Source organism: Actinoplanes sp. NPDC023714 (genome assembly GCF_040639855.1).
In the GTDB taxonomy this organism is placed as follows: domain Bacteria; phylum Actinomycetota; class Actinomycetes; order Mycobacteriales; family Micromonosporaceae; genus Actinoplanes.
This window is the reverse complement of record NZ_JBFAAR010000005.1, coordinates 294,997-309,975: the sequence shown is the minus strand read 5'-3', so window position 1 is coordinate 309,975 and position 14,979 is coordinate 294,997. Positions and strand designations below refer to the sequence as shown.

Annotated in this window: 8 protein-coding genes; all 8 read right to left on the bottom strand. The window is 71.3% G+C overall.

The genetic code is table 11. From position 1 onward, the window contains the following. Nucleotides 1-70 precede the first annotated feature (70 nt). Nucleotides 71-469 carry a ChaB family protein gene (locus tag AB0G10_RS24155; protein ID WP_360925739.1) on the bottom strand — a complete coding sequence of 133 codons (399 nt, stop codon included), beginning with the start codon at nt 467-469 and terminating at the stop codon, nt 71-73. Nucleotides 470-605: 136 nt separating this feature from the next. Further along, nucleotides 606-1,454, bottom strand: coding sequence for a GAF domain-containing protein (locus AB0G10_RS24150; protein WP_360925737.1), 849 nt, complete (start codon nt 1,452-1,454; stop codon nt 606-608). A 147-nt stretch (nt 1,455-1,601) separates the two neighbouring features. Continuing rightward, nucleotides 1,602-7,916 carry a PKD domain-containing protein gene (locus AB0G10_RS24145; RefSeq protein WP_360925734.1) on the bottom strand — a complete coding sequence of 2,105 codons (6,315 nt, stop codon included), beginning with the start codon at nt 7,914-7,916 and terminating at the stop codon, nt 1,602-1,604. 249 nt (nt 7,917-8,165) lie between these two features. Beyond that, complete coding sequence (locus AB0G10_RS24140) at nt 8,166-11,381, bottom strand: BTAD domain-containing putative transcriptional regulator (RefSeq protein ID WP_360925731.1); 3,216 nt, start codon at nt 11,379-11,381, stop codon at nt 8,166-8,168. A 134-nt stretch (nt 11,382-11,515) separates the two neighbouring features. Further along, entirely contained in the window at nt 11,516-12,580 is a 1,065-nt protein-coding gene (locus tag AB0G10_RS24135; RefSeq protein WP_360925728.1) for an alkene reductase, read from the bottom strand. A 14-nt stretch (nt 12,581-12,594) separates the two neighbouring features. Next, on the bottom strand, nt 12,595-13,530 hold the full coding sequence (locus AB0G10_RS24130; RefSeq protein ID WP_360925725.1) for an NADP-dependent oxidoreductase: 936 nt from the start codon (nt 13,528-13,530) through the stop codon (nt 12,595-12,597). A 97-nt stretch (nt 13,531-13,627) separates the two neighbouring features. Then, nucleotides 13,628-14,041 (bottom strand): hypothetical protein, encoded by a 414-nt coding sequence (locus AB0G10_RS24125; RefSeq protein ID WP_360925722.1) that lies wholly within the window; start codon nt 14,039-14,041, stop codon nt 13,628-13,630. A 107-nt stretch (nt 14,042-14,148) separates the two neighbouring features. Beyond that, the gene (locus tag AB0G10_RS24120; RefSeq protein ID WP_360925719.1) at nt 14,149-14,964 is read right to left on the bottom strand and encodes a helix-turn-helix transcriptional regulator; all 816 of its coding nucleotides are present in this window, start codon (nt 14,962-14,964) and stop codon (nt 14,149-14,151) included. Nucleotides 14,965-14,979: the final 15 nt, after the last annotated feature.

Sequence of the window (14,979 nt, the reverse complement as noted above, 5' to 3'; positions counted from 1 at the left end):
ACCCGGCCCGCTGGCTCCGGCGGCGCGCCGCCGGAGCCGCGTCAACGGCGCTCCGGCGGCGAGGTGCCGGCTACTTGCCGCGGGACTTACGGGTGCTGCTCTTGTTGGCCTTCTGGATCGCGTCGACCAGCTCCGGCTTGGTCATCCGGGAGCGGCCGCTGATGTCCAGCTTCTTCGCCACGTCCATCAGATGCTGCTTGCTGGCGTTCGCGTCGACGCCACCGGCCGTCTTGGCCTTGGTGTCCCGGCCACCGGCGGCCTTGGAGTCGCTGGGGCCCTTCTTGCCCTTGGGCTCCCAGTGGTCGCCGACCTTCTCGAACGAGTGCTTGAGCGCCGCGAACGCCGTGCGGTGCGCCCGCTCGCCCTCGCCGTACTCCTCGACCGCGGAGTCGTGTGCCTTGACGTAGGTGTCCTGCGCCTTCTTCGGCGAGCGTTCGATCGTGCTCGGCATGTCCTTACGCGCCGGCATGACTACCTCCTTCACGACGATGACATCCCTGTGCGTGCCCGGCCGTGCGCCGCTGAAACCGTCCAGCGCAGGTCCTGGCCGCACCGCGGACCCGGATAGGACCTGGCGGACCGGTCCCTGCCCCGTGCTCGATCACTCAGCGGCGGAGGTAGGAGCCCAGACCGCCGAGTTCCTCACTGGCGATGAACACCGATCGCACGTTGAGGATCACTTCCTCGACATGCCGGGGACAGCCCCACGCCGAATCTCCCCACGAGTCAGCGACCTTGATCTCCGCCGGGGCATCGCACCCACCGTCGGCACCACCGAGTTGGCACACCCCCGGATGCGGCACACCGACCTGCGCCGCCGCGGCCACCCGCATCCGGGCGGCGAGCTCCGCGGCGGCATCGGCCCGCTGCTCCGCCTCAGCACGCAGCCGCTGCTCCTGGCGGGCCAACGCCTCCAGCTGCTGCGCCTGAGCCCGCGTGCGATCCAGTTCCTGCCGTAGCTTGATCTGCGCACTGGCCGCCTCCGCCAGCGTGTGCAGCGTCCGCACCTGCACCGGCGACCAGTCGCGGGCCTCGTCGGCGACCACGCACAACCCGCCGATGACGAACCCGCCCCGGTCGTGCACCGGCACACCCGCCCAGGCCCCGATTCCGAGCTGCTCGACCGCGGGCACATCCTTCATCCGTACGTCCTGACGCGCGTCCTCACTGATCAGCGGCGCATCGGTGGCGATCAGAATGTGGCACGGGCTCTCGTGCACCAGGTTCTGCCGCTGCTCCACCGGCAGGTCGGGCACGCCGACGCAGCTCTTCCAGAACGACCGCCGGTCGTCGACGACCGTGACGAAAGCCCGCCGGGCGCCGGTCACCTCCGCGGCCAGCCTGGTCAACGCGTCGAACTCCTCCTCCGGCTCGGTGTCCAGCAGCCCGGTGGACCGCACCGCGGCCAGCCGACCCGGATCGAACACCGCCGCCGGCAGCCCAGCAGCGCTCACCACGCCCACCCGACCAGCGATTCCACCATGGCCACGAGTGTAGAGAGGCGCCGACCGCCTCGCCCGCCGAGACGCCCGGCGCGCCCGGGGATGTACGGGCACGGCCCGCCTCCCCATGGGGAGACGGGCCGTGGGTTCGCTACCTGGTCAGTCGCTGATCCGCACCACACCCAGCACCGGGTTCTTCGTGCCACCCCGCTGGTTGTCGTAGATCACCTGACCACTGCGGGACGTCACGACCAGGCGCAGCGAGTCGGTCCGGTCGAGCGGCCGCTTGGAGTCGGTCGCGGTCACCTCGAACGTCACCTCCGCGCCGTTCGCCGTGCCGGCGCCCCGCAGCACCGCCTTGCCGTCCGCCGCCGCCAGCACCGTGAACGACGTGCCGCGCAGGTCGATTCCGGCCGCCGTGAAGCGCAGCTCTCCGGTGGGCAGGGTCGACTTCCTCGGGTACGCGGCGTGCAGCGCGAACGTGGCGGCGGACGCATGGCCGCAGGCCTTGTCGATCGTGCAGGAGCCCGCGGGCGAGGCCGTCACGCCGGCGCCCACGATCGCCGTCGCCGTGTCGTAGACCAGCACGTACGACTCCTTCGTCGCCTTGCCACCGTCGTCGTCGGCGACGGTGACCGTGATCGGGTAGCGGCCGGCCTTGGTGAACACGTGCGGGAGGGTCGCCGTGCCGCCGGCGGCGCCGCTCTCGTACGTCTTCGTGCCGATCTCCCACTTCGCGGTGTGCGTGTCGGCCGCGCCGGCGTCGGTGAAGGACGCTTCGAGGCGAACCGGGGCGCCGACCGCGACCACCGCACCGGCGGCCGGAGCCGTCAGCGTGACCGCCGGGGCCGCGTTCGCGACCTTCACGAGCCGGGTGGCGACGGCGTTGCCGCCCTTGTCGTCGGTGACCCGGACCTCGACGGTGCGGGCGCCGTCGTCGGTGAAGACGTGGCTCAGCGCGAAGGACCTGCCGTCGAGCCGGACCGGCTGCGGGCCGGATCCGTCGCCGAAGTCCGCGGTGGCCGTCCACACGTCGTCGTCGGGGTCGGTGATCGTGCCGGTGGCCGTCCACGTGCCGCCCTCGGTGAGCGACGCCGAGCCGGTGAACTCGACCGTGGGGGCCGTGTTCGGGGTCTGCGCCGGAACCACCGTGACGGTGAACTTCGCCGTGCTGGTGAGGCCGCCGTCGTCGCGGACGGTGACCGTCACCGGGTAGGCGCCGGGCTGCGCCCAGGTGTGGTCCAGGGTCAGTTCGCGCTCGTTCGGCTTCAGGTCCCGAACCGTTCCGTCGCCGTAGTCGGCCGTCGCCGTCCACGACTCCGAGGTCGGGTCGGTGAAGGTGACGGTCCGCTGGAACCGCTCGCCGGCGGTGAGCTCGGCGTCCGGACCGGCGGTGATCTCCGGTGCGGTGTTCGTTCCGGCCGCGGTGATCTCGTACCAGAACACGTCGACGGTCGAGTCACGCTTCGAGTCGGTGACCGTCAGCACGACGATGCCCTCCTCCGCCTCGGGGAACGTCCGGTTGATGCGAATGGTGCCGCCGCCACGTCCCTGTTCCATGTCGGCTTTCTCGTCCTGCATCCCGTTCCACGAGATGAGGGCGGTGTGCGTGTCATCGGCGTCCTCGTCGGTGAAGGGGATCTCCAGCTTCAGCGGCTGCCCTGCGGCGGCCTTCTGGATCTCCTCCGGAATCTTGATCACGGGGCGGTTGTTGGGCTCGATGCCCTTGCCGGACAGCTTCACCGTGAAGGCCGGCGCAGCGCCCTCCTCGGTGATGAACCGCAGCTCGCCGGTGGCCGGCCCGACCTCGGTCGGCGCGAAGCTGACCTCCACCGTGCACTTGTCGCCGGGTTTGAGCTCCGGGCACGCGTTGGTCTGCCGGAACGGGCCGGTCGTCTCGATGGCCAGCAGCTTCATCGCCGTGGGCTGCCGGTTGGTGAGCGTCACCGGGACCGGCCAGGCGGCCTGGCCGACGCGGACCGGGTCACCGAACGCGATCTCTTTACGGTCCAGCGCCTCCATGGCGGTCGCGGTCACCGACGCCGTGTTGTCGGCGAGCTGCGGGTCGGGCACCGCGACGCTGATCGCCTCGGCCGTGCTGACCAGCTTCTCGTTCTCCTTCGTCCCGGCGGTCACCTGACCGGTCACGGTGACCGTCGCGGTCGCGTCCTCCGGCAGCGACGAGACCGTCAGGCGAGCCGCGCCGTCCACCGTCTTGCAGGCGCCCCGGGTCGTCTCGCACTCCTTGATGCTCACCTGGCTCGGGAGCGTGACCGTCGCGCGGACGCCGGTGGCGGTGTCCGGGCCCGAGTTGGTCACCGTCGTCGTCCAGGTCACGGTCTGACCGGGCGCGGGAGTCAGGTGTGACACCGCGTGGTCGACGCGCAGGTCCGCGCTGGACGACGTCGGGTCGAGCAGGAACGAGCGGGCCTCCTTGGTGACCCTGCCGTCGGCGCGCAGCTCGGTGGTGGAGCCCATCGCGAGCAGCTGCCCCGAGGAGTTCACGTCGACCAGCGTGTCGATCGTCAGGCAGGGGCCGCTGACCCCGGCGCCGCAGAGCCGCTGGGCGAGCAGGTCGGCGAGCTGGTACTGCACGCCGTCCAGCCAGAGCACCGGCTTGCGGGAATTGTCGCTCCCGGCGAAGCCGGCGACCAGACCGGAGTTGTTGATCGCGGTCGCCTCACCGGGACCGAGGTCGACGCGCTCACCGTCCTTCCACACGTAGCCGTTCTCGCGGACCGTGTCGCCGTTGTTGCAGAGGTAGGTGCCGGCGATGTCGCCACGGTGGTTCACGCCGCTGGCGACACCGGATTCCCAACCCGGCCCGCACTCCGGTACGGGAAGCTTGGTGACCTGTCCGTTCGCGTACATCGCGGGCATCCACCGGTACGGGCCGGAGAAGTCCGAGGCGGTGACGTAGCCACCCACCACCGTGCCCCGGTCGTTCATCCGCCCCGCCGGGCGCCGGTAGTCCGACGTCCAGAACTTGGGGCTCTCCGGCGTCCGCTTCACGCTGCCGTCCGACCACAGGATCACGTTCGAGACGTTGCTGTTGTACGGCGTCACCGAACCGGCGATCTGACCCTTGTCGTTGATCGCCTCGGCGGCGCTGTCGCGTCCCCGTACGGACTCGTCGTGCAGATCCTTGACGGCGCCGCCGGACCAGACCGTCGCGTGCGAGACGTTTATCGACCCGTCGCCGACCGAAGCCGAGCCCACCACGTCACCGGCCTCGTTGATGCCGGCGCCGTAGGAGCCGCACGGCCCCTTCGCCTCGTCGCAGGGGAGCCGGTCCAGCTCGGTGAACGTGCCGTCCTCCCAGCGCACGGCACGCCTGCGCTGATCGGTGCCGGTACCGGACCCGGCGCCGGTGACCACTGTCGCCGCGACCTGGCCCCGGTCGTTGAGGTCGTTGGCGACGGTGTTCATCGCCCAGCCGCCCGGCAGCGCGCCGAGCTCCTCGACCGCGTACCGGCCGAACTTCGCCACCACCTCGTGGTCGCGGTCCATGGTGAGGGTGAGCGCACCGGCCGGCTTGGCGACCCCGTCCACGGTCCAGCCGAGCGGCATTCGTCCGGCCTCGGCCTTGGCGGTGAGGGTGACGGTGGTGCCGGCCCGGTAGACCGGCTGCTGCGGGTCGACGGCGACGGTGCCACCGGGCTGCGGCGTCACGTCGAGCTTGAACTCGCGGGTGTCCGGTCGCTGCACGTGGATGGTGGTGTGCGTGATGCGCTTGCCGGCCGCGGTGTCGGCGCGGACCGTGGCCGAGTAGTCGCCGTCCGGCAGAGCGTCGGTGACGACCCGGAAGACGCCGTCGCCCTCGTCGGTGAGCGTCAGGTCGGTGCGCTGCTTCTTCGCGTCGAGCAGCGTCGCCGTCGCGTTGCTTCCGGCGGCGCCGCTCACGGTGGCGGTGATCGTCGCCCGGCCGGTGTCGTCGGCCTTCGCGTCCGCCTTGATCGTCACCGGGTTGCCGGCCACCCAGGCGGCGAACGCGGCCGGGATCTCCTCGGCGCCCGTGTTGGTGACCTCGATCGTCCACGTACCCGTGACCTGATTCGTCACCGAGAGCGTCTGGATCGGCTGCCGGGCCTCGGCGCTCTGCGGCTCGTAACCCGATGCGACGGTGCCGTCCGGCTTCTTCAGCGTGACGCCGACCGTCGGCGGCAGGGCCGCGGTGACACCGAACGCCTCGCCCTCCGGCACCTCGAACGTCAGCGTCTTGCTGTCACCGGCGGCCACCGTGGCGGCCGGCACGGCGAACGTCGTGGCGGAGTCGCCGGCCGGTGCCGCGGCCGCGGCCTTCTTCTTCGCCGGCTCGTAGGCGCCGGCCGAGAGCGAGGCCAGGCGCGGCTTGACGTAGTTCTCGAACTCGTCCGCGGACTCCGTCATCTCCAGGTGGTCGATCCCGGTCCACGGGATGTCCTGGTAGATGTACTGGGCGCTCGGGATCGGCACCACGATGTCGCCGTCCGGGAACGGGAAACAGGGCACCCGGTGACCGTGCCCGACCATGTTGGACACCGGCACGCCGCGGAGATTGGTGATCTCCTGGTTGAAGACCCCGGTCATGTATTTGGGCGTCAGCTGCAGGGTCGCCGGCATGTACGGGGCGATGTCCGGGATGCGGTAGGTGTCGCTGCCCGGAAGGTCGAGCAGGAAGTCCGCGCAGGGTGAGCCCATGTTCGGCGTACCGAGCTGGATCAGGCGGTTCACGACCGGCTTGTCGTCGAGCGACGGCGGCATGTCCTCCTGGATGTACTGCCGGGAGATCAGCCCGCCCATCGAGTGGGCGACGATGTCGACGTGGTACGCCCCGGTCACCTTCCGGATGCCGTCGATGTACACGGCCTGCTCCGTGGCGTTCTGCAGCAGGGTGTTGGTCGGCATCAGCGGCCGGAACATGTCGCCGGTCTTCAGCACGCCGGGAGCCTGGCCGTCACCGACCGCGTAGCCCTTGAGCAGCGGGTGGCCCTTGGCCAGGATCGGGGCGTACTTGCCCCACGACGCCTCGGCGTTGCTCTTGTAGCCGTGCGTGAGGATGACCGGCTTCGGCCGGACCACGATCGGCGCGCTGCGGGAGTCCTTGACCACCCCACCGCTGACCAGCTTCGCCTCGATGGTCCGGTCGGAGCCCGGCTGATCGCCGTTCTTCCAGGCGAACCCGGCCGTATCCCACTCCACCCGCTCGAACGTCGTCTCACCGGGGTTGAGGATCACGTCGAGGGTGCCGCCGGGCAGCTTCTTGCCGGAGACCTTCTCGGTCAGCTGCAGCTGGGTGAAGATGAACCAGTCGCTGCGGTTGCGCAGCTTGACACTGATCCGGACCCGGTTCCCGTCGACGGTGCCGCTCTCGGTGACCGGATTCCACGCGGGCGACGGGTAGCTCTGCGTCTCCAGCGTCACCGACTCGATGACCGGGCCCTGCGGCGCCAGGTCCATCAGGAACGCGTGGTCGAACTCGGCGCCGGCCGGGCGGCCGATGCCGGCGATCTGCCCGACGTCGTTGATGGCGACGGCCTCGGTGAGCGTCCACCCGGACCCGGCGGGCAGCAGGGTGTTGAGATCGGTGTAGGTGCCGTCCTGGAACAGGGCAGCACGCGTCTTGCCGTCGACGAGGAAGAACTTGCCCACCGCCGTGCCGGCGTTGTTGATCCCGTTCGCGGTGCCGCCCTGCGGTGTGATGGGCGACCGGGGCCGGCCCTCGGCGTCCCAGATGACCGGCACGTATCCACCGGTCGGGTCGACGGCGTAGCCGGCGACCTCACCCTTCTGGTTGATGCCACCGGCCGAGGTCCCCTCGCCGGCCCACTGCAGCAGGTCCTTGTACGGATCCAGCGGCATTCCCGGCCGCGAGCGGAAAGCGCGCAGGTTCCGCTCCTTGTCGTCGGTGATGTCGCCCATACCGACGACCTGCCCGGCGTCGTTCATGTCCATCACGCCGAATTCCCAGGCGTAGGAACCGCTGAGCACCATCTTCTCGCCGTTCGGCTCACGGACGTAGGAGGTGCCGGCGGTCTGGCGCTTCTTGTTGACGGCCCCCGGCCAGCCGGAGTCGAGGAACTCCACCTGCCCGTTCTCCCACAGGAAGGCCTGTTTCTCCTTCTTGTAGTCGGCCTCACCCAGGACCACACCGTCGTCGGTGATGTCCAGGGCGTAACCGTCGTGCAGATCCTCCGGAAAGCTCTCCGCCAGGGACGTCTGTCCCCCGCGTTCGAAGAGCGTGGGCACGATGTGCTGCCCATCGGGGGTCCAGACACCACCGACGACCTGACCACGGTTGTTCATCGCGCGGATGCCGCCGCCGTGGGAGAGAACGCCGAGATCGGTGAGCTCCACGCCGGCGGATGTGGGCGGATCATCAACTGCTGCGGCCGGTGACGATGGGAGCGCGACGATCGCCGTGGCGGACAGCGCGAGAAGCGCCGGCAGCACGGCGAACCGGTGGAACCGGCGGCGCGCGACTTTCGCTGACAAGAGAATCTCCGGGATCGACGGGCCACCGCAGAGTGCGGCGGATCGTCGGAAGCCTCCCGCCCCGGCCTTGGCGCGCCCTTGTCGTCGGCGGGCGCAGGCGGCGACAAGAAAACGACAAGGTCGGTGGGCGACCCTTCCCCGGTGGACGATCCTTTACCCGAGGGCGACCCTTTCCCTCTACCCGATCCCGTGGCCGAGCCGGGGGACACCCTCGAGGACCTCTTCGGGCCGGCGAACCCCCAGCCGGTGTCAGCGGGTCTTCAGCCGCCCCAGGAAGAGGCCGGCTGACTGCTCGCGCGCGATCGCGCCGGCGCGCTCCCGATCCGCGGTGACCTGCTCCGCCGAGCCGCCGAGCCGCTGCGTCAGGGCGGCGTGCTGCAGGTGCAACCCGGCCAGGAAGAAGCGCTCGCCGATCCGCTCCGCCTCGGCGATGCCTCGCCCGCTGGCCGCCAGGGCGTCCTCCGGGCGTCCGGCCAAGCGCAGCGCGTCGGCCAGCGCGTACTCCATGATGTGCCCGAACATGTGACCCGCCGGCTGGGCCGAGAAGATCGCGATGCCGAGCTCGACGTCGGCGACGCCCTCCTCGGCGCGCCCGTGGTGCGCCCGGCCCCAGCCGCGTGGCAGCAGGCTGAACGCGACCAGCTGGGCGAACCCGTGTTTCTCGGCGACCGCGTACCCGTGTTCGCCGTGCCGCAGCGCATCCGCCGGGCGGTCCAGGAACACGGCTCGCCAGCCCTCCAGGATGTCGATGTAGGTAGCGGTGTAGGGGTCCCCGAGCGCCCGGTTGCGTGCCTCGGCGTCCCGGGACACCGCATCCGACGCCTCGATCTCACCCATCAACGCGAGCACCTTCGTGAGCCAGCCGCGTGCCGCGACCGCCGGGTGCTGCAGAAAGAATTCCAGGCGTACGGCGTCAGCGTGCCGATCGGCCAACTCGGCAGCCTGTTCGAGGTGCCGCTTCGCCTCCAGCAGCCGGCCCTGGTGGTAACGGACCTGGCCGGCGGCGTGGTGGAACGCCAGCGTCAGCATCGGATCACCGGTTCGATCAGCCGCCGACTCCATCTCCGCGGCGACCGTCTCGGCCATCGGGAAGTCGCCGGAGACCAGCGCGACGCCCCAGGTGCCCCAGAGCGCCGAGAGCAGATGCTCGGTGGAGCCGGTCTCGACCGCGAGCCGCAACGCGTGGCGGCGGTGCACCGCGACCTCCTCGGCGTTGTAGCCGTGGGTGAGGGTGAGCAGCGATCCGATCCGTACCCGGGTCTGCAGCTCCAACAGGCCGGCCGCCGCGCCGGGCACCGATCGGACCAGCTCCAACGCCCGGTCCAGATGACGCCGGGCTTCGCCGAAGGCGAGCCGGTCCTGGGCCGCCTCGGCGGCGACCAGGCTGAAGCGGACCGCCTTGGCCGGGTCGCCGACCATGCCGGCCGCCGCGTGGTGGTGCGCCAGGGCCGCCGCCACCGCCGTCAGGTTCCCCTCGTGCCGCCGCTCGAGCACTTCGGCGACCTGCGCGTGCAGGGCAGCCCGCCGCATCGGCCCGGTCACCGCGGCAAGCGTGTCCTGCACCAGGGCGTGAGCGAAGGACCAGGTGCTCGGGCTCTCCTCGCTCGGCGCCAGGATGCCGGCGGCGGCCGCCGGGTCCAGCGCCCCGGCCAGCTCCAACGGGGTACGCCCGCAGACCTCGCCGAGCACACCGACGTCGAAGCTCCGGCCGATCACCGCGGCCGTGGCGAGCAGTTCCCGGGTGGGTGTCCGGAGGTGCCGCAACCGTCGCTCGATGACGGCCCGGACCGTGGTCGGCACGGCCACCAGGGCACGACCCGAGATCTGGCGTTCCTCGCCGAGCAGCCGGACCAGTTCGGCGATGTAGAACGGGTTGCCGTCGGTGCGCCGGCGCAGCCGCTCGGCGGCCGCCTCGTCCACATCGGATCCGAGCCGGGTGGTGGCGAACAGGCGCACCTCCGGGACGCCGAGGCCGTGCAGCGCGATCCGCTCGGTGCCGGGGCGGCGGGCGAGCGCGGCGAGCAGGGTCTCACCCTGGACGCCGCCGTCCTCGGCCGGCGTCCGCACGGTCATCAGCAGGGCCAGCCCGCCGGACCGGGCGGTGAGGGCGACGTACTCGGTCAGCTCGGCCGACTCCGGGTCCGCCCAGTGCAGATCCTCCAGGACCACGGTGACCGGCCGCTCGGCCGCCATCGTCTCGAGAAAGGCGGTGACCGCGTCGTACAGGCGGGCGCGTGCCACCTCGGGCGCGCCGGCGACCGGGACGGCATGGCCGGCCGGAACCGCGTCGGACGGCAGGAGCAGAGCGGCCTCGGCCCCGCGGCCGTTCAGCGCGTCGGCCACGGCCTGCCCGCCACGGCGTCCGGCGAGCGTCGCGAGCACCTGCGCCCAGGGCCCGAAAGCCGGGCTGCCCGGGTGATCGAAGCATCTGCCCCAGGCCACGTCGGACACCTGGGCACTGCTCAGCACGACCTCCTCGACCAGGCGGGTCTTGCCGATGCCGGCCTCGCCGTAGATCACGATCCCGGCCGGCGCGCCGTCCCGGGCCCGCGCCAGCGCGTCCAGACATCGGCGCAGCTCCGGATCGCGGCCGACCATCTCGTCCCGGGTGCACCGCGGCGCCTCCGGCCGTGCCGCCGTGCCGAGTTCTGCCGCCGCGTCCTGCCGTGCCGTCGTGCCGGGCTCTGCCGCCGCGTCCTGCCGTGCCGTCGCGCCTTGTCGTGTCGCGGCGTCCGTTCCCGCGCCCGCCGCCGGGCCCGGCACCACGGCCGGCGGCGCCGGGTCCAGGCTGGGGTCCTGACGCAGAACCAGCGTGTGCAGCCGTTGCAGCGCCGGACCGGGGTCGACCCCGAGCTCCTCGGCGAGCAGCCGTTGCGCGTCCTCGTAGAGCCGCAGCGCCTCCGCCTGCCGGCCGAGCCGGTAGAGGGCGGTCATCAACGTGCCGCGCATACCCTCACGCAACGGGTGCGCGGTCACCACCTCGGGCAGCCAGCCCACCAGCGCCGATTCCCGGCCGAGGGCGAGATCCAGTTCGGCGGCCAGTTCGGTGGCGGCGAGGACCTGGTCTTCCAGCCGGCTCACCTCGTGGGCCAGGAAGTCCCCCGGGATACCGCCGTACGGCGTGCCCCGGTACAGCGAGAGCGCGTCGGTGACGTGCTCCCGCGCCACGTCGGGCCGCCCGGCCGCGATCGACCGGCGTGCCGCCGAGACGAGATCACCGAACCGGACCGCGTCGATGGTGGCGCCGTCCACGTCGAGGCGGTATCCCGGCGCCTGGGTCACGATGATGGGGCCGAGCCGTTTCCGCAGCCGGGAGATGCAGGAGTACAGCGACGCGGTGCCACCGGCCCCGGCGCCCTCACCCCAGATCCGGTCCAGCAGCACATCCGCCGGAACCACCCGACCGGCATCGATCAGCAGCGCGGCGAGCACGGCCCGGTGTTGCGGGCGGCCGACGTCGACCACTCGGTCCCCGTCACGTACCTGAAAGGGGCCGAGCACCTCAAAACGCACGTCGTTCCATCCCCCGCGCCGAAACTTGATCGCCGCGGCACCCTACTCGCAGACCCGCACCACGTCGACCGAAATTGATCCTGGGCTCAGCGGTCCGCGCTGGTGAGGGTCGGGTAGTCGGTGTATCCGCGGTGGTCGCCGCCGTAGAAGGTGGCGGGGTCGGGGTCGTTGAGCGGCGCGCCGGCCCGGATCCTGGCAGGCAGATCGGGGTTGGCCAGGGCCGCCGCACCCACCGCTACAACGTCGGCCAGACCCGCGTCCAGATCGGCGACCCGGCTGTCGAGGGGCGCGCCGGCCCGGTTGAGCAGCAACGCCGTCGGCCAACCGGCTCTCAGTTCGCCCAGTAGTTTTTCGTCACCGGCGTGGATCAGGTGCAGGTAGGCGAGGTTCAGCGGAGCCAGGGCGTCGATCAGGGCCGGGTAGAGCTCGCGGGTGTCGTTCTCGGTGATGTCGTTGTAGGGGTTGCCCGGGGAGAGCCGCAGGCCGGTGCGGGCAGCGCCGATCTGCTGGGCGACGGCCGCGGCGACTTCGAGGGCGAAGCGGATGCGGTTGGTCACCGTGCCGCCGTAGTCGTCGGTGCGCTGGTTGGCGTTGCTGGACAGGAACTGGTGGACCAGGTAGCCGTTGGCGCCGTGGATCTCGACGCCGTCGAACCCGGCCGCGACCGCTGCGGCGGCCGCGTGCCGGAACTCGTCCACCACGCCGGCGATCTCACCGGTCTCCAGCGCCCGCGGAACCGGCATCTCCTGCGGGCCGGAGGCGGTGAACATGACCCCCGCGGGGCGGACCGCGGACGGGGCGACCGGCCGCCGGTGGTGCGGGGTGTTGTCCGGGTGGGCGATCCGGCCGGTGTGCATGAGCTGGACGACGATGCGGCCGCCGGCGGCGTGCACCGCGTCGGTCACCTCGCGCCAGCCCTCGACATGGTCCTGGGTGTAGATGCCGGGGGTGAGCAGGTAGCCCTGTCCGTCGTCGGAGGGCTGGGTGCCCTCGGTGATGATCAGCGCCATCGACGCCCGCTGGGCGTAGTACTCGCGGTTGAGGTCGCTGGGTACACCGTCGGCCCGGGAGCGATCGCGAGTCATCGGCGCCATGGCGAGACGGTGCGGCAGCTCGATGCCGCCGACGGTGGTGGGGGTCCAGAGAGTCATGGGGAGATCGCTTTCTATCGGGAGGTGGGGGCGAGGACGACGACCTTGCCGGTGATCGGCGCGGTGAGCGTCTTGGTGTGCACCTGCGCCAGGTCGGCCAGCGGCACCCGCCGGGTCGGGCCGAGGCGCAGCGCACCGGAGTCGAGCAGCGTCACCAGCTGGGCGAGCTGCCCGGCGTCGGGGTGGAAGAAGAGGTTGATGCCGCGCACGCCGCGGGCCTCGTCGGCGGGGGCGGGCATCCAGACCGTCGTGTTCACGGCGACGCCGCCGTCGCGGATCAGCCCGGCGGTGGCGGCCAGCTGCTGCGGGTCGACCGGCGCCAGGTTGAGCACCACGTCGACCTGGTCGGTCAGATCGGGGAGGCCGGGGCCGTGGACCTCGTCGGCGCCCGCGGTCTTGGCCTGCTCGGCGCTGCTCGCGCCGGTGGTGGCGATCACGTACGCGCCGGCGTTCTTGGCCAGCTGGACGGCGTATCCGCCGACGACGCCGCCCGCGCCGTTGATCAGCACCCGCTGGCCCGCGGTCAGGTTCGCGTGCTCGAACAGCGCCTGCCACGCGGTGAGGCCGACCAGCGGGAGTCCGGCGGCGTCGGTCAGCGGGACGCTCGTGGGCGCCGCCGCCAGGATCGCGGCCGGGGCGATGACGTACTCGGCGGCGGCGCCGGTGCTGGTCAGCGGCAGGGCGCCGATGACCTGGTCACCGACCGCGAGGCCGGTGACGCCGTCGCCGAGAGCGTCGACCGTGCCGGCGATGTCGATGCCCGGGGTGTGCGGCAGGGCCACCGGGATCGGGCCCTGCATGCGTCCGGCCCGGATGTTGCCCTCGACCGGGTTGAACGACGTCGCCGCCACCCGGATCCGGACCTCGCCGGCGCCGGGGACCGGCTGGTCCACGTCCTCGTAACGCAGGACGTCCGGGTTGCCGTACTCGTGGAAACGCACTGCCTTCATGGCGGGACTGCCTTTCGTCTAGGTTGCTTCGAACTCGAAGCAATATGAACGTAGCATGCTTCGAATTCGAAGCTATGCTGATGCGGTGTGATCCGGGCTACAGTTGCCGGAGCTTCTCGTCGGTGACGGAGCCGGGAACCGCGGTGAAGACCAGCAGCAGCTGACGCTCCACGGGATCCACGAGGAGCTGGCGATACAGCGTGAGCACACCCAGCTCGGCGTGCCGGTAACGCCGCAGACGGCCGTACGCCGGGCCTGCCTCGACGAGGAAGCGTCTGCGCGCCGACGGGTCCTGCCGCCAGCGATCTACCACGTCGTTCCCGCTGTAGTCGCCGAACAGGGCGATCGCCCGGCGCGTCTGCAGCAACACCTCGCCGAACCCGGAGAACACCGTCGCGAGGTCGTCCGGCAGGTGCTCGACGACGAGCTCAAGGACCGGGCTGACCCGGCATGCGGGTTCCACCTGGCCGTGGCGTACTCGCAGGAAGTACGCCAGCAGTTGCCGATCCACGTTCGTCCACCGCCTTCCCGGTTCGACCACTTCAGCGTGGCGGGAAACGGCGGGCGGATGAATGGCGCGGTCATCCACGGTATGTCAGACCATGGATAACGGAATCCTCACTCGATCAGCCGTTTCAGGGCCGCCTCGCTCGGCGAACCGGGCTCGGCCATGAAGACCAGCAGCTCCTGGTTCTCGTCGGGGTCGACCAGCCGGCGGCCGTACATCTCCAGGTCGCCCAGCATCGGATGCCGGTACCGCTTCAGGTCCAGGTGGTGGGTGACGCCCACCTCGTGCCGGCGCCACACCTCGGCGAACTCGGGGCTGACCGCCAGCAGCGCGTCGACGATCTCCCCGGCGGTGCCGGCCGGATCCGCCGTGTAGGCCGCCCGCAGCTCCACCGTGAAGACCCGCCCGCGTACGTCATGGTCCTCGGGCGGATACAGGGCGCGCTGTACCGGATCGGTGAACCAGCGATAGGTCAGATAACGCGCCATTCCGGTGAACCGGGTGTAGTCACCGAACAGGGCTTTCGCCGCCGGAGTCTGCAGCAGGGCCTCGCCGAAGCGGGAGAACACGATCGCGGGCGTGTCCACGAGTTGCTCCACGATGTGCCTGATGGTCGGGCTGACCCGCTCGTCGAGCGAGACCCGCCGCGGTGCCGCGTGCCCGCCGAGCGCGAACAGGTGTTCCGTTTCGCTTTGGCTGAGCTTGAGCGCCCGGGCCACGGCGGTCAGCATCGGCTCGGACGGCATCGGGCCGCGCTTCTGCTCGAGCCGGCTGTAGTAGTCGGCCGACATGCCGGCCAGCACCGCGACCTCCTCGCGGCGCAGCCCACCGGTCCGGCGCCGGGACCCGCGCGGGAGCCCGACATCCTCCGGCTGCAGCGTTTCACGCCGGGCCCGGAGGAAGTCCGCCAGCAGCGCACGGTCCATCACCCTCTCCACCGT